Source organism: Capnocytophaga sp. oral taxon 864 (assembly GCF_002998835.1).
Lineage (GTDB): Bacteria > Bacteroidota > Bacteroidia > Flavobacteriales > Flavobacteriaceae > Capnocytophaga > Capnocytophaga ochracea.
Genome location: NZ_CP027232.1, coordinates 940637 through 964847, shown reverse-complemented (window position 1 = coordinate 964847; position 24211 = coordinate 940637). Strand labels below are relative to the sequence as shown.

Annotated in this window: 20 protein-coding genes; 18 read left to right on the top strand and 2 right to left on the bottom strand. The window is 38.7% G+C overall.

Features of this window, described 5'->3' with window-relative positions; genetic code table 11:
- Positions 1-46: 46 nt before the first annotated feature.
- The 3 genes from C3V44_RS04340 (at position 47) to C3V44_RS04330 (ending at position 2808) form a co-directional block, all read left to right on the top strand.
- Positions 47-1249, top strand: coding sequence for an OprO/OprP family phosphate-selective porin (locus C3V44_RS04340; protein ID WP_106095658.1), 1203 nt, complete (start codon positions 47-49; stop codon positions 1247-1249).
- A 6-nt stretch (positions 1250-1255) separates the two neighbouring features.
- Positions 1256-2095, top strand: coding sequence for an AraC family transcriptional regulator (locus C3V44_RS04335; RefSeq protein WP_106095657.1), 840 nt, complete (start codon positions 1256-1258; stop codon positions 2093-2095).
- 83 nt (positions 2096-2178) lie between these two features.
- Positions 2179-2808, top strand: a complete 630-nt coding sequence (locus C3V44_RS04330; protein ID WP_002671199.1) for a DUF417 family protein — start codon at positions 2179-2181, stop codon at positions 2806-2808.
- Between the two features lie 87 nt (positions 2809-2895).
- Here the strand turns inward: C3V44_RS04330 and C3V44_RS04325 are convergent, their stop codons facing one another.
- A complete protein-coding gene (locus C3V44_RS04325; protein WP_106095656.1) occupies positions 2896-3414 on the bottom strand; it encodes an HAD family hydrolase in 519 nt (172 codons plus the stop codon).
- Positions 3395-4165: a Rossmann-like and DUF2520 domain-containing protein gene (locus tag C3V44_RS04320; protein WP_106095655.1), complete on the bottom strand. Its 771-nt coding sequence runs from the start codon at positions 4163-4165 to the stop codon at positions 3395-3397. The genes C3V44_RS04325 and C3V44_RS04320 overlap by 20 nt, the downstream gene beginning before the upstream one ends.
- A gap of 534 nt (positions 4166-4699) precedes the next feature.
- On the opposite strand from C3V44_RS04320, the gene C3V44_RS04315 reads away from it, so the two are divergent.
- The 15 genes from C3V44_RS04315 to gap all read left to right on the top strand — a co-directional run bounded on the left by C3V44_RS04315 (position 4700) and on the right by gap (position 24155).
- On the top strand, positions 4700-5302 hold the full coding sequence (locus C3V44_RS04315) for an LUD domain-containing protein (RefSeq protein WP_106095654.1): 603 nt from the start codon (positions 4700-4702) through the stop codon (positions 5300-5302).
- A 6-nt stretch (positions 5303-5308) separates the two neighbouring features.
- Complete coding sequence (locus C3V44_RS04310) at positions 5309-6151, top strand: phosphatidate cytidylyltransferase (protein WP_106095653.1); 843 nt, start codon at positions 5309-5311, stop codon at positions 6149-6151.
- Positions 6151-6945, top strand: coding sequence for a diaminopimelate epimerase (gene dapF, locus C3V44_RS04305; RefSeq protein ID WP_009417502.1), 795 nt, complete (start codon positions 6151-6153; stop codon positions 6943-6945). The genes C3V44_RS04310 and dapF overlap by 1 nt, the downstream gene beginning before the upstream one ends.
- A complete protein-coding gene (locus C3V44_RS04300) occupies positions 6942-7442 on the top strand; it encodes a GNAT family N-acetyltransferase (RefSeq protein WP_016478876.1) in 501 nt (166 codons plus the stop codon). Before dapF ends, C3V44_RS04300 begins: the two co-directional genes overlap by 4 nt.
- 8 nt (positions 7443-7450) lie before the next feature.
- On the top strand, positions 7451-8269 hold the full coding sequence (locus C3V44_RS04295; RefSeq protein WP_016478875.1) for a ZIP family metal transporter: 819 nt from the start codon (positions 7451-7453) through the stop codon (positions 8267-8269).
- 103 nt (positions 8270-8372) lie between these two features.
- On the top strand, positions 8373-9647 hold the full coding sequence (gene glyA, locus C3V44_RS04290) for a serine hydroxymethyltransferase (protein ID WP_106095652.1): 1275 nt from the start codon (positions 8373-8375) through the stop codon (positions 9645-9647).
- A gap of 210 nt (positions 9648-9857) precedes the next feature.
- The gene (locus C3V44_RS12195) at positions 9858-10640 is read left to right on the top strand and encodes a hypothetical protein (protein ID WP_254425473.1); all 783 of its coding nucleotides are present in this window, start codon (positions 9858-9860) and stop codon (positions 10638-10640) included.
- A gap of 1601 nt (positions 10641-12241) precedes the next feature.
- Positions 12242-16654 carry a gliding motility-associated C-terminal domain-containing protein gene (locus C3V44_RS04285; protein ID WP_371411829.1) on the top strand — a complete coding sequence of 1471 codons (4413 nt, stop codon included), beginning with the start codon at positions 12242-12244 and terminating at the stop codon, positions 16652-16654.
- Positions 16655-17204: 550 nt separating this feature from the next.
- Positions 17205-18014 carry a twin-arginine translocase subunit TatC gene (tatC, locus tag C3V44_RS04280; RefSeq protein WP_002671220.1) on the top strand — a complete coding sequence of 270 codons (810 nt, stop codon included), beginning with the start codon at positions 17205-17207 and terminating at the stop codon, positions 18012-18014.
- Between the two features lie 8 nt (positions 18015-18022).
- Positions 18023-18676 carry a hypothetical protein gene (locus C3V44_RS04275; protein ID WP_009410049.1) on the top strand — a complete coding sequence of 218 codons (654 nt, stop codon included), beginning with the start codon at positions 18023-18025 and terminating at the stop codon, positions 18674-18676.
- A gap of 6 nt (positions 18677-18682) precedes the next feature.
- Positions 18683-19426, top strand: a complete 744-nt coding sequence (gene lptB, locus C3V44_RS04270; RefSeq protein WP_009410048.1) for an LPS export ABC transporter ATP-binding protein — start codon at positions 18683-18685, stop codon at positions 19424-19426.
- 41 nt (positions 19427-19467) lie between these two features.
- On the top strand, positions 19468-20691 hold the full coding sequence (gene pepT, locus C3V44_RS04265) for a peptidase T (RefSeq protein WP_106095651.1): 1224 nt from the start codon (positions 19468-19470) through the stop codon (positions 20689-20691).
- Between the two features lie 90 nt (positions 20692-20781).
- Positions 20782-21975 carry a pyridoxal phosphate-dependent aminotransferase gene (locus C3V44_RS04260; protein ID WP_106095650.1) on the top strand — a complete coding sequence of 398 codons (1194 nt, stop codon included), beginning with the start codon at positions 20782-20784 and terminating at the stop codon, positions 21973-21975.
- A gap of 147 nt (positions 21976-22122) precedes the next feature.
- Positions 22123-23103 (top strand): 6-phosphofructokinase, encoded by a 981-nt coding sequence (gene pfkA / locus C3V44_RS04255; protein WP_106095649.1) that lies wholly within the window; start codon positions 22123-22125, stop codon positions 23101-23103.
- Positions 23104-23156: 53 nt separating this feature from the next.
- Entirely contained in the window at positions 23157-24155 is a 999-nt protein-coding gene (gene gap, locus C3V44_RS04250) for a type I glyceraldehyde-3-phosphate dehydrogenase (RefSeq protein WP_009410045.1), read from the top strand.
- Positions 24156-24211 lie beyond the last annotated feature (56 nt).

Here is a 24211-nt window from a genome sequence, read left to right as displayed (position 1 = left end):
TAAGTACTAACGATTAAAGACTAACAATTAACGACTAATTTATACTATGAAAAAAATATTATTGGCAATAAGCCTTCTGGTAGGAGGTGTTGCCACTGCACAACAAGATTTGCAAGACCAAATCAACCAATTGAGGGCAGAAATTGACCAGTTAAAAGCTACTGCTCCTGCGCCTCTACCTATGTCACAAGATGGAGAAGAAAACCCTATTCATAAGAAGTTTAATATGTACTTCAACTTTCAATCGAGCTTTGATCTTGAAAAAGTAAAAGACCAAGATATGACTGCTCAATTCAAAGCGCGCCAATTGCGATTGGAGGTTCGAGGTGATATTACCGACCGTATTTTCTACCGCTTCCGTCATCGTTTGAACAAATCAAATGCAGCAACCTCTTTGGATAATCTCGCCAAAGCTACCGATATGCTCTATGCAGGTTTCCGTTTAGACGATAAATGGACACTTACTGCAGGTAAAATGTGCCAAGCGTGGGGAGGTTTTGAGTTTGACCTAAACCCAATGAACATCTATGAATATTCTGATTTCGTAGACCATATGGATAATTTTATGTTAGGTGCGATGATTACTTATGCCCCTAATAAAAATCACGAGTTTAACTTCCAAATTACCGATGTGCGTAATGATAGTTTTGAAAAACTATACGCAGGAAGTAGCTTTGAGGCAAGCAAATCACCACTTACTTATATTTTTAACTGGAATGGTAGTTTCTTTGATAATAAATTGCAAACACGTTGGGGAGCAGGGATTCAGCAAGAGGCTAAAAATATAGCCAATTCGATGGTTATGTTGGGTACTAAGCTAAACTTACCTAAGTTTCAAGTCTTCTTCGATTATATGATGGCTTATGAAAACTTAGACCGTTTGCAATACGCTTCTGTTTATACCACAACAGCCGTAACTGTTCCTGCTTATTTAGAAGATACGTCCTATAATTCTTTTGTAGTAAAAGCCGAATACCAGCCTATTCCACAACTGAATATTTTTGCACAAGGAATGTATGAAATGGCTGATGTGAAAAATAGTAGTCTCCCTTCTGGGGCTTATAATAACAACTATCGTTCTTATGGCTATTATGCAGGGGTTGAATATTTGCCTTTTGAAAAGCAAGATTTGCGTTTCTTCTTGGCTTATATAGGGCGAGCATATGATTATGAACACCAACCGCTTTCTCCTATGTTAGATAAAAATAGAGTAAGTATTGGTTTGATGTACCGTATTAAGGCATTTTAGTGAATAGTGGATATAGCTGTTAAACATATTACATTACAACAATTCTCCACACCTGTACGTGTGGAGAATTATTGTGTATTTATATTTCGAGGAGAAGGAACTATTGCCGTAGATACGGTGCCCTATCCCTATGAAGGTAATACACTACTTTTTCTATCACCTTATCAATATTTTCAATGGGTAGAAGGTACTGCGAATGATAACCTACTGTTGGAATTCCACGGTGATTTCTACTGTATTGAGTACCATAAGAAAGAAGTAGCCTGTAACGGACTCCTATTTAACGCTATCTTCTTGCATCCTCATATCAAGGTTACTGATAAACGTTTTGCTGAAATAATAACTCTTTTTGAACGTATAGAAGACGAAAGTAAAACGCCTTCCCTTTATTCAGAATCTGTACTCAAATCATACTTGCAACTTATTTTGGCTTTAGCAAGTAAAGAAAAGAGCCTATTGTTAGAGCATACCTCTCTTAAAACTGAACATCATTTAGCTAACGACTTCCAAAAACTCTTGGAAGACCATTTTATTACAGAACGCAACGTGTCCTTTTATGCATCAGCATTATGTCTTACTCCCGATAGTTTTAGCAAGAAAATAAAAACACTTTTAGGGAAAACACCCAATAAACTCATACAAGAACGTGTAGTACTCGAAGCTAAAAAACTGCTTCATCTCACCTATAAATCCATTAAAGAAGTAGCCTTTGAACTCAACTTTGAAGATGAGTTTTATTTCAGTAGGTTCTTTAAAAAAAATGTAGGTCTCTCACCCAAACACTTCCGAAAAAAGGTGGGAATTTCTATCGTTGCCCAGCCTAAAACGGAAAAGTCTATGAAATAACCTTTTTTATCCATTCGAGATACAAAATAACGCCGTATCTTTGCCCCCGCAAATAAAAAGTTAATTTTAAATATTAAATCACTATGCAAAAATTATTATCATTTTTAGCCGATAGCGAACGTTGCTTTGTAAACTTTATCAGAGTCGCTATTTTTATTGTAATGGCTTGGATTGGTGGACTTAAAGTGTGCCAGTACGAAGCCGATGGTATTGTTCCCTTTGTAACGAATAGCCCGTTTATGAGTTTCTTCTACAACAATTCAGGCAAAACTGCCATTGATGAGAACGGCGTGACAGGTGAAGCAAACAAAGGTAAAGAAGTAGCCCAATACAAGCTACACAAGAATCCTGAAGGGAAGATGGTAAAAGCTAATATTGAATGGCATAAAGAGAACGGTACTTATGTGTTCTCATATGGTTTAGGAGCTTTTATTTGTTTGATAGGATTCCTTACTTTACTCGGTATTTGGTCGCCTAAAATAGGGGTGATAGGAGGCTTACTCACTTTTGGTATGAGTATAGTTACCCTCTCTTTCCTCATCACGACTCCTGAGGTGTATGTGCCTAACTTAGGTGGAGATATGCCTACGCCTGCTTATGGATTCCCTTATCTATCGGGAGCGGGACGTTTAGTATTGAAAGATATTATTATGTCGGCAGGTGGATTGATAGCAGCCTCAGAAGCTGCTCGCCGATTGCTAAAAAAGAATTAGAATTAAGGAAATATTAATTCTATCATCTAATTATAAGGGCTGTCTACCGCAAGGTAGACAGCCCTTTATATAATAAGTAAAGTGGGATTATTTATCTTCAAAAGTCCAATCGTCACGCACTTTAAGCACTTGTTCTATAATATCGCGCACAGCTCCCTGTCCGCCTTCAAGATGCGAAATGTAATCGGAAACTGCTCTTACTTCGGGCACGGCATCTACGGGGCAAATAGCCAATCCTGCTCGCTTCATTGGAGGGATATCGGGCATATCGTCACCCATATAAAGTATTTGTTCTCTTTTAAGATGTTTTTCTTTTTGGTATTTCAAAAAGGTTTCGAGCTTTTGGTGACGGAGCATAAAGATATCTTTTACACCGAGGTTTTCGAAGCGTTTTTGTACGCCTACGTTACCTCCTCCTGTAATGATACATATGGTGTACCCTTTGGCGATAGCTGTTTTTACTGCAAATCCGTCCTTCATATTCATACTGCGCAATAGGTCGCCGTCGTTATTTACAAACACTTGAGTATTAGTAAATACGCCATCAACATCAAAAATAAAAGTTGTGATGTTCTTTAAACGTTCTTTATAGTTCTTTCTTTCCATAGGTGTTTATTATTGATTTTGTAATTATATTGTATATTTCTCGTTCATAACCTACAAGCAAAGCTAAATGGTTAGCAATAGTTTGAGTGTCGCCGCGTCGTGCAGGTCCTGTTTGTGCTTCGAGGGCGGGCATTGTTTGGAGTTTTTCGAAAGTATTTTTTAGCAAAGGTTCTAATATTTCAAAAGGAATGGCGTGTGCCTCGCATATTCTTTGACTGATAGTTACCAAATGATTGGTGAAATTATTAACGAAAACAGCCGATAGGTGCATTATACTGCGTTGGTAACTACTCAGCAGATACACTTTTGTAGAAAGCTTTTGAGCTAATGGGTATAGAAATCTTTCGATATCCTCAGTATGTTCAGCCTCTAAACAAAAAGGAATGTTTGAAAAATTGACCTGAGTGCTTTTTGAAAAGGATTGTAAAGGGTAAAACACGCCACGTCGGTTTTTGGGTGAGAGTACCTCCATAGGGGTATTGCCAGAGGTGTGCACTACCAATTGCCCCTCGAAAGGAAGGAAGGCTGAAACTTCACTAATAGCTTCGTCTTTCACGGCTATAATACATATATCGGTGGGGCGCAAGTCGGTAAGGCTGTGAATTTTATCTATCTGAAAATCATTAAACTCAGGGCTAAATTCACTACGGTTATACAACTGCCGAAGGTGCACCTCAGGGAGCTGATAGAGGGCTTTGGTGAGGTGATAAGCCACATTGCCTCCTCCTATGATACTAATATTAATAGCCATATTGACTGCAAAAAAAATGTTAAAAATTGCTTTTTCGCCAATATTCTTCAAAAAAAGACAAGGTTCTGTTTTTTCACCTCAAAAATACAAAAGGTTGATAATCAATGAATGTTTTTAGTTCTTATCTTTTACTTTACCTCTACTTTACTCGAACCTAAGACGAAGGTAAGACGAACCTAAGACGAAGCTAAGGCGAAGGAAAGAGGGTATTAAGCTGAATATCAAACGGAAAAAAGCTGCTTTTAGTTTATTGAGAAAAAAATGTTAAAATTGCGTTTTTGGCGAAAAAAACGCAAAAAAATAAATATTATATATTCAGTAAGGGCACAAAGGTAGGAAAATAAAAGCAAATGACAAATTTTATAGAAAAAGTATATAGATTCATTTATTTTGTATATATTTGCAAAAAAATAGGGCTCATTGTATTATCTGCTGGGCAGATATGAATAGAATAAAATACTTCTTTTGTTGATTTTCAATGGATAAGAAGATTAAGTATTAGTTAGATTGCCAATTGTAAAAAACGGATTGTCAATGAATTTATTTAGAAGATTATTTAAAGGGAATGATATAAAAAGTGAAGATGAAGTACGCAAGTTAAATGAACAGCTTCCTGCTGATGAGCAATTTGCGATGAACTTTACTAAAAATGGCGGAAGGTTTATTTATTGCACTACCGAAATACAGGTGCAAGAGGTTTTTCGGCACATACTGAAAGAGTTGGGCGTATATGTGAAGATGAGTAGTAATGCTTCTCACACTATTAAAACGATGTTTGAAGAACACACGCCACTGTTTACTGCTGATATCGAAACTTCGAACGTGTATTTGACGGATTGTGAGTATCTTATCACTACTTTGGGCGGGATTATGCTCTCTTCGCATCAGTTGAGGCATAAGAATATCAATGAATTACCTGAAATATTTATTGTCTTTGCCAAAACGAGTCAGATGGTGAGAGATATTCCTGAAGGAATGAGGGGTATAAAGAACAAATACCCGCAACAATTTCCTACGGGGCTCATTACGCTACAAAGTTTTACCGATGACCCTGAGAAGAATAGTATCAACTATTACGGCACGAGTTCTAAGAGGACGTACCTGATACTCTTAGAAGATTTACCTATTGATAAATAATAATTTATGAACGAACTCTTCAAAAGAACCATTACAGGCTTTATTTATGTTTTTCTATTGCTATCGGCAATTATGCTCAACGCTGATGCTTTTGACTTCTTGTTTTTATCCTTTGGTATTATTTGTTTATTTGAGTTTAAAAGGCTTATCAGATTAAAGGAATTGCATATATTTTTACTTTTTTTGTTGGTTTGGTGGCTGTTTATTCACTTAAAAACTTATCCTTTCTCGGTTTATATACTGCTTTTGGCTACTTTGCTTGCCAATATATACCTCACGATGATGCTTTTCAACGAAAAAACGCCTATCCGCAAGCAAAGTAACAATACTAAACTGCTTATTAGTCTACTGTATATAGGAGGAGGTTGTATATTTATGCCTCTGATTTACAAATATGAGAATAACCCGAACCCTAATTATTTTTATCAGAATATATTCAACAACGAGTCGCAAATTACGATGATAGGACTGTTGTGTATTATATGGGCGAGTGATAGTTTTGCGTACCTTACAGGCAAAGCCTTTGGCAAACACAAGCTCTTTGAGCGCATTTCGCCTAAGAAAACTATTGAGGGTTTTGTGGGCGGACTCATAGGGGCGATGCTTATTGCTACGGCTATTTCGTATTACAGTGGCAGACCACTATGGCAATGGCTTATGTTGGCAGTGATTTTGGTGGTTACCGGTGCGGTAGGCGACCTGGTAGAGTCTAGCTTTAAACGAACTGCTAAGGTAAAGGACAGCGGGACGATACTGCCAGGACACGGGGGTTTACTCGACCGCTTGGATAGCCTTATTTTTGCCTCGCCTTTTGCGTACTTAACGCTACTAATTTTTGACCTTTTTTGATGATGAAATTCTACAAATATCAAGGAACAGGGAACGATTTTGTGATGATAGACAATCGCAAAGGGGTATTTCCTAAAAATAACGAAACGCTTGTGGCACAATTGTGTCATAGGCGTTTTGGCATTGGAGCCGATGGATTAATATTGCTTGAGAACGACCCGCAGTATGATTTCCGTATGGTGTATTACAATTCTGACGGGCGTGAAAGTACGATGTGTGGCAATGGCGGGCGCTGTGTGGTGGCTTTTGCGAAACAATTGGGTATTATAGAACACGAAACACTATTTATAGCTGTAGATGGGGAGCATCGTGCTACGATTGAAGGGGATAGCTACGTGCGCTTGCAAATGAAAAATGTAACTAAGGTGGAAGAACACAAAGGCTACGTATTCTTAAATACAGGGTCGCCTCACCACGTACAATGGGTGGAAGAGGTAGATACCGTAGACGTGAAAAGCGAAGGAGCTACTATACGCTATGGAGAACTTTATGCTACTCAGGGCGGTAGTAACGTGAATTTTGTGAGCAAAGGAGAGAAAGGCTTTAAAGTGCGCACTTATGAGCGTGGAGTGGAAGATGAAACTTACTCTTGCGGTACAGGGGTTACAGCCGTAGCGATTGCTCTTTATCACATAGGAGAAACCGATGCACAACAGATTACCCTGCACACTCGAGGAGGTGACTTGCAAGTGGCTTTCGATAGAGTAGGAGAGGGGTATGAGAATATCTATTTGAGTGGTAGTGCTCAATTCGTGTTTGAAGGAACAATAGAGGAGTTAAAAGGTAAAGAATGATAAAGTTAAGAGCGTTAGAACCTGAGGATATAGATTTCTTGTATCAGTTAGAAAACGAAGAAGCCTTGTGGGAGGTGAGTGACAACCAATTGCCTTTTGCTAAGCATTTGCTACAAGATTATATACGGAATGCCCAACAGGATATTTACGAAGCTAAGCAGTATCGCTATGTTATAGCGTTTGAAGAGGGAACGCCTATGGGCTGTGTAGATTTATACGATTTTAGTCCGAAGCACCGTAGAGCAGCTGTGGGGATAGCTCTTTTGCCCGTCTATCGAGGGAAAGGTTATGCCAAAGAAGCCTTGCGACAGTTGATAGCTCATACGCAACAATACTTAGACTTACACCAACTGATTGCTTATATCCCTGCGGATAATGAGGTGAGTATACGCCTTTTTGAGGGAGTAGGATTTAGTTGCAGTGGTGTACAAAAAGACTGGCTTTACAGTCAAGGAGTTTATAAAGATATGTTATTATACCAAAATATTTTCAGATAAGTCATAAAATGATACAAGATATTATTACTTATTTAGAGACCATAAACCCTATACTTGCTGCCTTATACGCTACCATTTTCACGTGGAGCGTAACAGCTTTGGGGGCTGCAGTGGTATTCTTTTTTAAGAAAGAAAACAAGACCGTGTTAGATGGTATGCTAGGCTTTACAGGAGGGGTGATGCTGGCAGCCAGTGTGTGGAGTTTGATAATACCCTCTATTAATATGACAGAAGGTGAAGGCTTTATAAAGGTTCTACCTGCTACGGTAGGGATATTTATGGGAGCATTTTTTCTTTATGTATTAGATAAGTTATTACCACACTTTCACGCCAACTTCAAACAAACAGAAGGTATTAAAACCGATTGGCAAAAAACTACTTTACTTATTTTAGCTATCACCTTGCACAACATTCCCGAAGGATTGGCGGTAGGGGTACTCTTTGGAGGGGTAGCCGCTGGTATTCCCGAAGCCTCTATTGCGGGAGCGGTAACTCTTGCCATCGGTATTGGGTTACAGAACTTTCCTGAAGGAATAGCTGTAGCGATGCCACTCAGACGTATGGGTGTGGGTAGATGTAAGAGCTTTTTTTATGGGCAGCTTTCGGCTATTGTAGAGCCCATAGCAGGGGTATTAGGAGCTTTTGCAGTACTCTTTTTTACTCCGATACTTCCTTATGCCCTTGCTTTTGCGGCAGGAGCTATGATTTATGTGGTCATAGAAGAGGTAATACCTGAAGCCCAGCAAAATGAGAACACCGATGTTTCTACCATAGGCTTTTTAATAGGTTTTGTAGTGATGATGGCAATGGACGTGGTATTGGGCTAACAAATATTTCTTTACGGATGTTTGTGTGATACTGAAAAAAAAACATATATTTGCCCAGAAATAGAAGCAATGAGAAGAGTATTAAACATTAAATAATTTTAAGATGCAAAGAGACATTGATATTTTTGAACTAATTGAAGACGAAAGAGAGCGCCAAGAGTTGGGAATTGAGCTCATCGCTTCAGAGAATTTTGTGAGTGACCAAGTAATGGAAGCAGCAGGTTCGGTACTGACTAACAAATATGCTGAAGGTTATCCAGGTAAGCGTTACTACGGCGGTTGTGAAGTAATTGATGAAATAGAGCAAATAGCTATTAACCGCGCTAAAGTGCTTTTTGGTGCTAAATATGCCAATGTACAACCTCATAGCGGTTCGCAAGCTAATGCGGCAGTTTATGCTACTTGTCTTAAACCAGGTGATAAAATTCTCGGTTTCGACCTCTCACACGGTGGTCACCTTACACACGGCTCACCTGTGAATTTTTCAGGTAGATTGTACGAACCTGTATTTTATGGGGTAGAAAAGGAAACAGGAAGACTCAATTACAACAATATATTAGAAATAGCGGAACGAGAGCGCCCTAAAATGATAGTAGCAGGAGCTTCGGCGTATTCTCGTGATATCGATTTTAAATGCTTTAGGGAAATAGCCGACAAGGTAGGTGCTATCCTCTTTGCTGATATTGCACACCCTGCGGGGCTTATAGCCAAAGGACTCTTGAACGACCCTATCCCGTATTGTCATATTGTAACTACTACTACTCATAAAACACTGCGAGGGCCTCGAGGAGGACTTATCTTGATGGGTAAAGATTTTGAGAACCCTTTTGGTATAAAGACTCCTAAGGGAGAAGTGCGAATGATGTCGTCACTTATAGACAGTGCGGTATTCCCAGGTAACCAAGGAGGTCCTTTGGAACATATCATCGCAGCAAAAGCGGTTGCCTTTGGTGAAGCACTCTCTGATGATTTTCTCTATTACGCTATACAAGTGCAAAAGAATGCGCGTAAATTAGCATCTGTTCTTTTAGCAAAAGGCTATGATATCATCTCAAAAGGAACTGACAATCACCTAATGCTTATTGATTTGCGCAATAAAGATGTAAGTGGTAAAGAAGTAGAGGAAGCCCTTGGTAAAGCAGATATTACTGTGAACAAGAATATGGTGCCTTTTGATACTCGCTCGCCTTTTGTAACCAGTGGTATTAGGGTGGGAGTATCAGCAATCACTACTCGTGGACTGAAAGAAGCTGATATGGAACGCATTGCCGACTTTATAGACCGTGCGATTACTAATCGAGATAATGATGAAGTTCTTGAAGAAATAGCAGAAGAAGTAAATATGTTTATGGAAGATAGACCTTTGTTTGCATATTAGTAAATTATAGGCTACTTATATAAAGTATAAACATAGGCTCTTACTAAGTTTTTAGGACTTAGTAAGAGCTTTTTTGTTGTACAGTTTCGTAGAAAAAGTAACAATAGTTGAGAAGAAAAAGAAAATATTACTCAAAATATTTTGTATGTGAAAAATTTTCCCTACTTTTGCACCCCGAAAATCACTAACGAAACAATTATAAAACTCAAAATGTACAAACATTTAACTATTAAGTTATCGCTATTTATTTTACTATTTCTATTTGTAAAAGGACAAGCACAGTCGTGTGATGAAAACGTATTAAAAGGGTTGGAAAGAACCCGTATTTATTACCATAAAGAAGTAACCAAAGACAGTAATGCTTCATTCTTCATTAAAAACCCTCTGAAAGGTACTACCTATTCATTTATAGATAAGGCAACTGGTGTTGCTTATAGCAAACTTTACACAGGTATGCCTGAGGAACTCACTATTGAGATTCCAGTAGGGAAGGTAGCTACTGAGCAGAGCTTTATATTTAGGGCTACCAACGGCGATTGTGCTTATCAATCGTTGGACAATCGCGATGTTAATAAGCGATATTATGTAATTACCCCCAATACTCAACTCAAACTTTCTCTCAGTGTCGAACATGAATGGTGTGCACACTCAGGAGCAGTGCATATGAATATGGTGGGTGATGATAATGCCAATTACAATTTCTTCTTCAAAAAGCCTAATGGCAAATTTGAGCAATTGGCAGGACATTCTTATACTAGTTTAGATGCAGGTACCTACGAAGTAAAAGCGGTAAACAAGAATGACAGTAGTAAAACCTATACACAAAAAGTAAAAATAGAGAAGCTTACCAAACATGTCGATTTTCAATTGAGTAGTGTAGCCGATGTGTGTACTGGCAAAATGGCTATTTATGTAGATACTAAAAAAGGAAAGGCAGGAGGTTCAGTTGATAACAGTTATCCCCTATTTTTTACTTTGCTCAAAATAATGTAGAGATAAAAAATCAAACTTCTCCTATATTTAAAGATGTAGAAGAAGGAGCTACCTATGAAGTGCGTGTGTACGATGCCTGTGGTACCAGTGGTGGTAACTTTTCTACTCAAACTTACAAAGTCACCAAAAGATTAGGGTTCTTCAAGGTTACTAATCACAGTGGCTTCTCGCCTAAAGCCGACTGTCCTTATATGGTTTCGTTTACCTCGGAACTCTACGTGAAAGATGCAAGAGAAATGGTTGAAAAGAACTTGATTCCTTATCCACTTGCTTTTACTTTTGAGATGACTTCTCCTTCTAATAAGGTGTATCACTTCTCTTTTGTGGTGAATAACCAGCAAGAGTTAGAAGATACTTTTAATGTGAGTAGCAATAGTTTCGCACTAAGACCTCTCAAACTTTCTAACAACAACATTCCTTATGAGGCGGGCAAATGGAAACTTAAAGGGACTTATACTATTTGTGGCAAACAGAATGTTATCCCTGAAACTGAAAAAGAGGTCTTTTTGCCTATTACAGGGGTAGGGATAGGTACTGCTCAAGACGATTTGGCTATTAATTGTAGAAACCAAAAACTCGTTCTTACTAATAGTAATTATGTACAAACTTTAAAGAACTTCTATACAGTGTTAGAAAATGCTCCTGCTGGATTTGATTATCAGGCGGCGGGTTTTTATAAAATAACGACTTCTAATCCTCATTTGCAAAACAAATGGGTGAAATTCTTTGAAAGTGCTGATGGTAAAAAAACATTATTGCCTGCAAAGTTTGTAGAAGAAGGTAGTAATTACAAATTTAAAGTGGTAGACGAATGTACGAATACTACTAATGACCTCAGTTATACAGGTTACGCTACTAGTCAAGGGCGTTTTACATTAGAGGCTAAAACCTATGCTACTTGTAGTAGTCCTTCGGGAACTCCCGATGATAATTCTCTTTGGAAAGAAGTTGTACTCCAAAGGGGAAGTATTGCCGATGGTACCATTACCAAAGTCGAAATTATTTCCTATGAAAAAGATAGTCGCTTTGCCGACTATAGTGCCTTAATGCCTGTTACATTGCCTATCGATATTACTGAAGCCTATAGATCGGGAGCACAACAGTGGAGAATAAAGCTCCCCGCAGGAGTTTACAATGTGCGATGGTCGGGGTCGTGTAATAAAACAGAAACTCTAAAAGTGCAAACCGGAGGTACTGAGAGCACTACCTTTGAATGGCAAGACGGTTGTAATCCTAAATTGATAGTGAAAAGAAATACTTCTTATTCGCTTACAGAGGGAATACAGTATATTTTAGAACGCTATGAGACTAAAGAAAACCGATGGGCATCGGTTACTTATGGTTATTATGGAGGAGATACTTTTCTTGATGCGAGAAGAGATAGATTTGAGTTCAATATCCCGAATCCTCAACAAGGTAAATATCGCGTCTTACGCATTATACAACCCGATAGTAGAAATAGATTTAAAGAATGTACCCGTGTGGTAGCTGAACACGAATTTACCGAAGGTGAAATGCAACAGCCTAAAGGAGTACGTATGGATTGCTCGGCAATAGGAGGGACTCAAAAATATCATATAGCCATTATTCTACAAGGGGGAGTGCCTCCTTATACTTTTGAACTATCGGAAGCTGAGATAGATGGTAGCACTACGAATGCTGTGTATCAAAATAATGCCGATAACAATTTCTTTATCAATATAGATGCTTCTAAACCTCAGGCTCGCTATAAGTTTTTGGTAAAAGATTCTTGTGGCAAAGGGAAAGTGTATGAAGAGACTCTTTCACAAATTGCACCTCTTGCTGTACAGAAAAGTCAAGACTACTATTGTGTGGGCTCTAAAGGAGTACTATCAGTGCCACAAATAAGTGGCGTTAGCTATCAGTGGTATCGCAACGATCAGCCTACAACGGTGTTGAGTACAAACAATGAACTTGTTATAAACAACCTTACTCAAGCCGATCTCGACAATACTTTTAGCTTGAAGCTAACACTTACTCAAATTACCGACCCTAATGTAAAAAACTGTATAGAGCAAAATCTCAATGGTTTTGACACTATTCGTTTCAATGCTCACGCTCCTTATAGCCAAACTTATAAAGCTCCTGTAGCGGTTAATAGAGTGGAGTGTTTAGACGAAACAAATAATAGTGTTAATAACATTTACGATGTAAATAAGCTGTTTAAAAACGTTCCTACTTCTTTTGAAAGTGGCATTTCTTACGATATAATTGATAAGGATGGATTGATTTCTACTACCAAAATGGATTATGTGGGTATAAAAGATATGATTAAAATGAGTCCGGCACTTGTAGGGAAACATACTTTTATATACCGCATAAAATCAGCTTGTGGTTCTGTGATTACACAAACGGAAGCTACTTTAGAAGTAAAAACTTATAAAGGAATTCCTGCTACAAGTATAAATGTTTGTGAAGCTACCAAAACATTGGCTGAACTCGAAACGATTATTAAAAATACAAACGCAGGTATAACAACATCTATATTTGGTAATAACTTTGAGTTTCAGTGGTATCCTACTTCCGCAGATGCAATTAATGAAACGAATAGAATTACCGCTCCATCGCTGTCTCTATCCGAAGGGAATAATCAGTATTACATAAAAGGGAAACACGTAGGCGATAGTTTCTGTTTTTCATCTCCTGCACAAGTGAATATCACGCGTCTTTCCTCATCTTCTAAAGGTGATAAAACCATAACACTTTGTGAAGGAACTATCGTAACCGACTTGAAGAAAGAAATTGCTAAGCCATCTACTTCCGATGTAAATAAAATAGCTGTTTATAAGGGTACAACCCTACTTTCTAACGATGATGTGTTGCAAACAGGCATTCAGTATACTTATACGTATAAAGTGGGCACTTGTGAAACACCTTCGGCTAACATAAATCTCACCCTCACCCCTATAACTCCCATACCTCCAGTAGAGAGTGTAACAGTTTGTGATTACGAGGTGGAAAATCTATCTTATTATACTACTTATGCTGTGGTAATGAATTACCTTCAAACGAAGTATGCGGGTAAGACAGTTAAATTGTATCGAAGTTTTGGACCTAATTATATTCCTCAGGTAAAACCTACTGATAAAATATATCTGAATAATGATAGTTTTTCGTATACTTTGCAAGAAGCAGGAAAATGTGAATCAGCTAAACAGAAAATCATCGTTGTAGCCGATATTAATCGTGCTATAGCTACTTCGGTAGCTATAAGTGTGTGTGAAGAAGATAAAGTATCGGCTATAAGAGCTAAATTAACAGGAAATAATATCAAAATTTATAAAAGATTAAAGACAAACTCTCAGCAGGCTGTTCTATCTATGGAAGTTAATGACAATGATAATATAGATTGGACAGCAGGTATGGAATATTTCTATACTATAAAAAACACAGGAGATACTTGTGAAAGTAGAAAAGAAAGGATATACCTTTCAAAATCATTAGGAGGTAAAACTTTAGCACAGCCAGTCTCTTTATCATTGTGCAATAGCAATGCTACTATAGGGGATTTGAAAGTAGCCTTGCAGGGTAATGAAGTGAAAATCTATACACTTAATGGTCAAAATAAATATGTAGAGGAAGCAGATGCTACAGCTCTTAATGCTGTTACCAATTATTACTACACCCTTCGCGATATTGGGAAATGTGTGAGTGAAAAGGCTCCTATTACCTTTACACTTTTGCAGCGTCCTGTCACTCCTACAGTTACCCAAACTACCCAATCTTTCTGTAGTAATGCCACCATAGCTTCCTTGCAACCGCAAGGTGCTAATATAGTATGGTATGCTACAGCTACCAGCACAACACCTCTAGCAAATACAACACCTTTGGTAGCGGGTAGTACTTACTATGTAGCTCAGAGAAATGGCAGTTGTGAAAGTCTCCGTACAGCAGTGAATGTAGTCTATAGCAATACATTAAGCCTTACTGTACCAGCACCTTTAACCATTGCTTGCGATGATGCTAACATAGCAACAACTGTAGGCAATTGGCTCAACCAAGCTACAGTTACCGATACTTGTGGTACGGCTACCCTTACCCACAACTACACTGCGGTGAAACCGACGGATTGGTGTAACACTTCGATAGTAACTATTACCTTTGTAGGTAAAGACCCATTAGGCAACACCGTTACCAAAACAAGCACTATCAAAGTATTGCAAATTGATGCTGTAGACGATACGCATACGGGTATCATCAATGGAGCCAATGGTGCTAATGATGTGATTGATGTATTGCAAAATGATAGAGTAGGAGGTACACAAGCTACTATAAGCAATGTCCAGCTTACGATAGTAACCCCTGCTACTGGAGGAACCAATATATCTGCCCTTAATACCGCTACAGGTAAAATATCAGTCCCTGCAGGCACTAAATCGGGTACTTATACTATTCAGTACAAAATCTGCCATACCGAAAATAGTATAACTGTTTGCGACACAGCCACAGCTACTGTAAAAGTAGGCAGTACGCCAATTGTTGCCAAAGCCGATACTTATACAGTAACCAATGGTACTAGCACCACTACTACCACTGGTACGGTATTAGATAACGATAAACTCGGCACTAAAATTCCAACCACCACCGATGTGATTCTTACCGTAGTAACTACCGCCACCGATGTAGTAGGAGCGACTAAAACGCCTACGCTCAACAACAATGGTACTGTTACGGTACCTTCGGGCACTAAATCGGGTACTTACCATATAGTATACAGCATTTGTGAGCGTTTGAATCCAAACAATTGTGCAACAGCCACAGCTACTGTAAAAGTAGGCAGTACGCCAATTGTTGCTAAAGCTGATACTTATACGATAACCAATGGTACTAGCACAACAATTACCACCGGTACGGTATTAGATAACGATAAACTCGGCACTAAAACTCCAACCACTGTCGATGTGATTCTTACCGTAGTAACTACCACCACCGATGTAGTAGGAGCGACTAAAACGCCTACGCTCAACAACAATGGTACTGTTACGGTACCTTCGGGTACTAAATCGGGTACTTATGAGATAGTATACAGCATCTGTGAGCGTTTGAACCCTGATAACTGTGCAACAGCCACAGCTACTGTAAAAGTGTTTGTTCCTACTGTAGTAACGCCAACGACTATTGAAGCAGTGAACGATGGGGTAACTACGATTACAAGCACTATAGGTGGCACTACGCCAAGCGTTCTTACTAACGATAAACTCAATGGTGTACCAAATCCAAGTATCAGTTCTGTAACACTTACTTGGAATACAGCAACTCCTACGGGCTTCACCTTGAACCCTAATGGAACGATTACGGTAGCACCAAACACCCCTGTGGGTATCCATACGATAAGCTACACTATATGCGCCGTAGCAAGTCCTACGGTATGTAGCACCGCAAGTATTGTGGTAACAGTGAGTGGTACAACCACAAGCACCACCCCAGTATTGCCAATAGCAGTAGATGATCGTTCTACAACCACTATCAATACTCCAGTAGTGGTGAATGTATTGGGTAACGATATCCCTAATGGAGCAACAACTCCTAATGTGGTAGCCACCCCTGCTAACGGTACAGTAGTTGTGAATGTAGATGGTTCTATAGAATATCGTCCAAATACTAATTTTGAGGGCACTGATACCTTTGTGTATAAACTTTGCAACACCGATGGTTGTGCTTCAGCTACTGTTACTGTCGATGTAGTGAACAAGATAGTGCCGTACAATGGTATGTCGGTAAATGGCGATGGCAAAAACGATTATTTTCATATCGGTGGCATTGAGCGTTACCCTAACAATGTGGTACGTATCTATAACCGTTGGGGTGTGAAAGTATTCGAGACCGAAGGTTATGACAATGTTACCCGCGTATTTAGAGGCATCTCTAACGGACGTGTAACTATCGAACAAGCCGATAAGCTCCCACAAGGAACGTATTACTACGTGATAGAGTATTATGATAGTAATAACAACAAAGAATCTTTAGTTGGTTGGTTATACATTAAGAAATAGCATTATATAAATAGAAGAACCTCAAAAAAGGCTGTTCAGCATTTCGCTGAACAGCCTTTTTTGCATAATATATTGTGTGGCTCACATTTCTGATGTAGCTCACATCTAATTTTTCTTCTCTTTTCTTTCGTTTTATTACCCTCGAAGCTACGTTTTTTTCTTCACTCTTAATTATTCAGTATCAATTTTTTATATACCCTTTGTATATCTATCTTCCAAGATTCGTTCAAGCTTCCTATAAGCTTTCTATAAGCTAAGCATACCCGATTTACCTCTCATCTTTTACCTTTTGACTGAATTCTCACTTCTGATATCCTTCATTTTTCTTCGATAGCACTGAGTCTTTCCGAATTTCCCCGAAAAGTCTAAAAAGTACAACTACTTTATTCACCTGCCCATCGTGCTACGACCTCTGGCAAAGATGATTATTGGTATTTTTGGTATTACTGGTAGTAAGTTAAAAAAGTTAGTTGCTAATTGTAAATTATGAATTATTTATTATCTTTGCACCATCAAATTTGTTATAAAAGATAAAAACAACAAAGCAACGATGGAATCATCACAAGATGAAATGTCCTTTTTAGACCATTTGGAAGCCTTGCGCTGGCACTTGATACGTGCTATTATAGCTGTTTTAGCAGTGGGTGTGGTAGCGTTTGTGTGTAAGGATTTTATTTTCCAAATCATCTTTGCTCCTAAGAATGGCGATTTCTTTACTTACAGAATGTTCTGTAAGATAGGTCATCTTTTTGGATTTGAAAGTGCTTTTTGTGCTGAACAATTGCCTTTTACAATTCAAAGCCGTACAATGGCAGGGCAGTTTTCAGCTCATATCTGGACGTCTATTTGGGCAGGAGTGATTCTCGCGTTTCCTTATGTGCTTTATGAAGTGTGGAAATTCATCAGTCCAGCACTCTATGAAAACGAGCGCAAGCTGGCTCGTGGCTTTATTCTCATTGCTTCTTTGCTGTTTTTTATAGGAGTTTTGTTTGGCTATTATCTCATTACCCCACTATCAGTGAATTTCTTAGGGTCTTATTCAGTAAGTCCCGAAGTGAGAAACCAAATAGATTTAAACTCTTATATTTCGGTAGTACGCTCGTCAGTCATTTCGTGTGGCATTATTTTTGAGCTACCTATTGTTGTTTATTTTCTTACCAAATTAGGAGTGATAACACCTGCTTTTATGCGAAAATATCGCCGGCACGCAGTCATTGTAGTGCTTATCATTGCAGCAATTATAACCCCTCCTGATGTAGTAAGCCAAATTATCGTGTCGATACCGATAATGCTCTTATACGAAATAAGTATTTTTATTTCAGCTTACGTTTTAAAAAAAGAACAAAACAAGGTAATTTAATATTTTTAATGGATTGTAATACCTACTTACAGCACCTACCCAACGTGAAAACGTTGAAACAGCTTTGCAAAGGCGAAGCCGTATTAGATTGGATTATTTGTGGTCACGAGTTTGAAGTTTATCACACCTACTACAAAGTAAATGAAGAAGAATATGAAGGCTATGAAGCCCAATGGGGGCACGGCTTTGAAGATGAAGACGGTTCGTCGCTGTCGTTTTATTTTATTGATAAAGCCTGCTTAATCGTTCCCTCTTCGAGCGCCGAAGATAGCAAAGGAGGCGATAATCACGACTTCGAGAAGCGTATCCCGAAGGTGTTCTTGCCGTACTATCGTAAAAACTTTTCAGAAAGTGATATTCCTTTCGTGATATACTCTTTAGATGGCGAAACGTGGCAATGTGTAGAGAACTTCCCTGTGGAAGAACATATCGATAAGTTTGAGTATATTTCTACTGACCCTATGAAATACAAAGAATGGGCAGTGGAATACTTGGGCGACGAAGGCTTCTTGCAAGAAGTAATGAGTGAACAAACCATTACCGACCTTTACGAAGGGAAAGTGCTTACCGAAGAGATGGTGTACAGTATCGTAACCGAAGTGCACGATTGGGTAGATTTAGAAACAGAACTCAACGAAATGCCTTATCGCTTTTCGTTTTAAGATTATATGAAATTAGTAGTAAATAACATCATCAAAATATACAAAGGAAGAAAAGTAGTAAAAGGCGTTTCGCTGGAAGTAAACCAAGGCGAAATTGTAGGACTCTTGGGGCCTAACGGAGCAGGAAAAACGACTTCCTTTTATATGATAGTGGGACTCATCAAGCCCAACGGTGGTACTATTTTTTTGGATAATACCGAAATCACCAGTTATCCAATGTACAAGCGTGCTCAAAGCGGTATTGGGTATTTGGCACAAGAGGCTTCGGTATTTAGAAAGCTGAGTATTGAGGACAATATCAAAAGTGTCCTACAACTTACCAAACTCTCTAAGGCAGAACAACAACGCAAAACCGATGAGCTGATAGAAGAGTTTGGCTTAGGACATATTCGTAAAAATCGTGGAGACTTGCTTTCAGGGGGAGAACGCCGTCGTACAGAAATTGCACGAGCTTTGGCTACTAGTCCGAAGTTTATCTTGCTCGACGAGCCTTTTGCAGGGGTAGACCCTATAGCGGTGGAAGATATCCAACGCATTGTAGCACAGCTCAAAGACAAGAATATAGGTATTCTCATCACCGACCACAATGTACAGGAAACACTAGCCATTACCGACCGCACTTATTTGATGTTCGAGGGAGGAATCCTCAAATCAGGAGTGCCTGAAGAATTAGCAGCTGATGAGATGGTAAGAAAAGTATACCTTGGAAGAAACTTTGAATTGAGACGCAAGAAAATATTAGAAGATTAGCCAATTAACAATAAGAAGAAATAACTAAAAACTATAATATAATGAAAAATTTAGTAGACCGTTTTATTAAGTATATAAAAATAGACTCTCAGTCCAACCCTGAGAGCGAAACAACTCCTAGCACCAAAAAACAATGGAATATGGCAAACCTATTGGTAGAAGAATTGAAAGCCATTGGTTTGCAAGACGTAACTGTAGATGAAAACGCCTACGTGATGGCTACGTTGCCATCGAATGTAGATTACCCAGTGCCTACCATTGGTTTTATTTCTCACTTCGATACATCACCTGACTTCTCTGGTGAAAACGTAAATCCACAGTTTATAGAAAATTATGATGGGGGAGATATCGTCCTCAATAAAGAACAAAACATAGTGTTATCACCTTCTTATTTTGAGGATTTGTTGCTCTACAAAGGCAATACCATTATCACAACCGATGGTACGACCCTCTTAGGAGCTGACGATAAGGCGGGGATTGCCGAAATTGTAACCGCTATGGAATACCTCGTACAACACCCCGAAATCAAACACGGCAAAATACGCGTAGGCTTTACCCCTGATGAGGAAATAGGACGTGGAGCACATAAATTCGATGTGAAAAAATTCGCAGCCGACTGGGCTTATACAATGGACGGCGGACAAATAGGCGAACTTGAATATGAGAGTTTCAATGCAGCTGGGGCTAAAATTCACTTCAAAGGAAAGAACGTGCATCCTGGTACTGCCAAAAACAAAATGATAAACTCAATGCTCGTAGCTACTCAGTTTATCAATGCATTACCAACCGATGAGATTCCAGCGCGCACCGAAGGTCGCGAAGGATTCTATCACATTACCGATATTTCTGGAGATGTAGAAAATACGGTAGTACAGCTTATCATCCGCGACCACGACCGAAACCTTTTCAACAAACGCAAAGCTGTAGTACAGCAAATTGTAGACGACCTTAACAAGCAAATCCCTAATGTGGCAGTAGCCGAAATAAAAGACCAATATTACAATATGGGTGAAAAAATCAAACCTGTGATGCATATTGTAGAAGTAGCCGAACGCGCGATGAAAGAATTAGGTATTACTCCTATTACTAAACCTATCCGCGGTGGTACCGATGGTTCTCAACTTAGCTTTATGGGCTTGCCTTGCCCTAATATCTTTGCAGGCGGACATAATTTCCACGGTAAATACGAATTTGTGCCCGTAGAAAACCTCGAAAAAGCTACCGAAGTGATTATTCGCATTGCTGAATTAGTAGCAAAAAAATAAGATAATTAGCCGATTTATCAATTAGCCAATGTGTTAATTGACAAATTGGCTAATTTGCTAATTTTTCATTAACCATTAATAATTAAAAAGATGCCTACAATATCACATAGAGCGCAAATATTGCCTCAGTCACCCATTAGAAAACTGACCCCTTACGCTGAAAAAGCAGCTAAGGAAGGGAAGACTATTTATCACCTCAATATCGGTCAGCCTGACATTAAAACCCCTGAAATAGCTATTCAAGCAGTCAAAGATTTTACCCCTAAGGTATTGGAATATACAAAAAGTGAGGGAATTGATTCTCTTAGAGAAAAGGTGGTGGAATACTACAAAAAACACGATATTAAGGTAGAAAGTAGTGATATTATCATCACTTGTGGAGGTTCTGAAGCTCTTACCTATGTAATTGCTACTGTTGCCAATGCCGATGATGAAATTATCATTCCAGAACCTTACTATGCGAACTATATTAGCTTCTCAGAAGCCTTTGATGCAGTGTGTGTGCCTATTACGTCTTCTTTTGATGATAACTTTGCCTTACCTCCTATAGAAGAGTTTGAGAAAAAGATAACTCCTAAAACCAAAGCTTTTCTCATTTGTAACCCCGGAAATCCTACAGGCTATTTGTATTCTAAAGAAGAAATTTTGCAATTGGCAGCAATAGCTAAAAAACACGATATTTTCCTCATTTTCGATGAGGTATACCGAGAGTTCGTATATGATGATGCTACCCATTATTCCATTATGCAAGTAGAAGGTATTGAACAAAATGCTATAATGATAGATTCGGTATCTAAACGTTTCAGTATGTGTGGAGCGCGCATCGGGTGGGTAGTTTCTAAGAATAAGGATGTGATGATGTCTGTTTTGAAGTTCGCTCAAGCACGCTTGTCTCCCCCTACTTATTCACAAATAGGAGCCGAACGCGCTTTTGATGTACCCGAAACTTATTTTGAAGAGGTACTAAAAGAATATACTCAGCGTAGGAACGTGCTCATTGAAGAACTTCGAAAAGTAGAAGGTGTGCGTGTATCGATGCCTAAGGGAGCTTTCTATTGTATAGCCGAATTGCCTGTAGAAAATGCAGAAGACTTCTGTATATGGCTTTTAGGCCATTTTTCAGTAAATAACGAAACGGTAATGTTGGCTCCTGCCGAAGGTTTTTATGCTACCAAAGGTTTAGGGTGCAACCAAGTGCGTATAGCTTATGTGCTCGAGAAGGAGAAGATAGTAAAAGCCATTCACATATTAGGTGAAGCTTTAAAGGAATACAACAAACATTAAGATTTTTATAAAACTAACTTTTAACACCTATTTTCTAATTCCTAATAAACTAAATAGTTATATTTTTTAGTGTTAAAAAAAACACATAAAATTATTGCTATATCAAAAATATTTTGTACTTTTGAGGCGGAAAATTAAAAACAGACAATGTCAGTAAAAAAAATAGCAGTATTAACATCAGGAGGAGACGCTCCTGGTATGAACGCCGCCATTCGTTCAGTGGTACGTACTTGTGCATACCACAACATCGAAGTGGTAGGTGTATATCGTGGTTATCAGGGAATGATAGAAGGCGATTTTGAAGAAATGAACGCACGTAGCGTTCGAGATATTATCAATAGAGGAGGTACTATCTTGAAATCAGCCCGCTCTAAAGATTTTAAAACTCCTGAAGGGCGCAAGACAGCTTATGAAAAATTAAAAGCTGCAGGGGTAGATTCTTTGATAGTAATAGGAGGTGATGGCTCTTTCACTGGGGCACTCTTGTTCAACAAAGAATTTGGTTTCCCCGTAATGGGAATCCCTGGTACTATCGATAACGATATCTATGGTACTGATTTTACTTTGGGATATGATACCGCTCTCAACACTGTAATTGAGGCTATCGACAAGATTAGAGATACCGCAAGCTCCCACAACCGCTTGTTTTTCATAGAAGTAATGGGGCGTGATGCGGGACACATCGCCTTGAACTCTGGAGTAGGGGCAGGTGCTGAAGAAATCTTGATTCCAGAAGAGAATATAGGACTTAAAAAGCTACTTGAATCTTTGGAAAAAAGTCGTAGGACTGGTAAAACTTCCAGCTTGGTAGTGGTTGCTGAAGGCGATAAAATAGGTAAAAACGTATTCGAACTTAAAGAATATGTAGAACAACACCACCCCGATTACGATGTGCGTGTATCAGTATTAGGGCATATGCAACGTGGAGGTGCTCCTTCTTGCTTCGACCGCGTATTGGCAAGCCGTATGGGGGTAAAAGCAGTAGAATCACTCCTTGAAGGAAAATCTAACTATATGGTAGGAATCCGTAACAACAAAATGGAACTCACTCCGCTTGAAAAAGCTATCAAAGGCAGTTCTAAAATAGATACAGAACTCCTCCGTGTAGCCGAAATAATGGCAACTTAGTAACGTAACAAACTTAAAATTAAATAACGAATAAATTAAATTAAAAGAGAATTATGTCAGTAAAAATTGGAATTAACGGTTTCGGACGTATTGGACGTCTCGTATTCCGTGCTGCTTATGAAAGAGCCGACGTAGAAATCGTTGGTATTAACGACCTTTTGGATGTAGATTACATCGCTTATCTTTTGAAATACGATTCAGTTCACGGAACCTTTAAAGGTGATGTGAAAGTAGAAAATGGTCACTTAGTAGTAGATGGCAAAAAAGTGCGTATCACTGCTGAAAAAGATCCTAACAACCTTAAATGGAACGAAGTACACGCCGATGTAGTTGCTGAATGTACTGGTATCTTCACTACCTTAGAAAAAGCACAAGCTCATATTAATGCAGGAGCTAAAAAAGTAGTTATTTCTGCTCCATCAGCTGATGCTCCTATGTTTGTAATGGGTGTGAACCACAAATCAGTAAAACCTACTGATACTATCGTGTCTAACGCTTCTTGTACAACTAACTGCTTGGCGCCTATCGCTAAAGTATTGAATGATAACTTCGGTATCGAAGAAGCTTTGATGACTACAGTTCACGCTACAACCGCTACACAATTAACTGTAGACGGTCCTTCTAAAAAGGATTGGAGAGGTGGACGTTCAGCACTTTGCAACACCATTCCTTCTACTACCGGTGCTGCTAAAGCTGTAGGTAAAGTAATCCCTGAATTGAATGGTAAACTTACAGGTATGGCATTCCGCGTACCTACTGCCGATGTTTCAGTAGTAGATTTGACTTTTCGCACTAAAAAATCAACTACTTTAGAGGAAATCAACGCTGCTATGAAAAAAGCATCAGAAGGTGAATTGAAAGGTATACTTGGATACACTGAAGACCTTGTAGTTTCTCAAGACTTCGTAGGTTGCAAAAACACTTCTATTTTCGATGCAAAAGCTGGTATCGGTTTGAGTGCTAACTTCTTCAAAGTAGTTTCTTGGTACGATAACGAGACTGGTTATTCAAACAAATTGGTAGATTTAGCACAGCACATTGCTAAATTGTAATTCATAAAGAAAAAAGGTGAGTTGCCTATGGAGGCATACTCACCTTTTTTAATAGT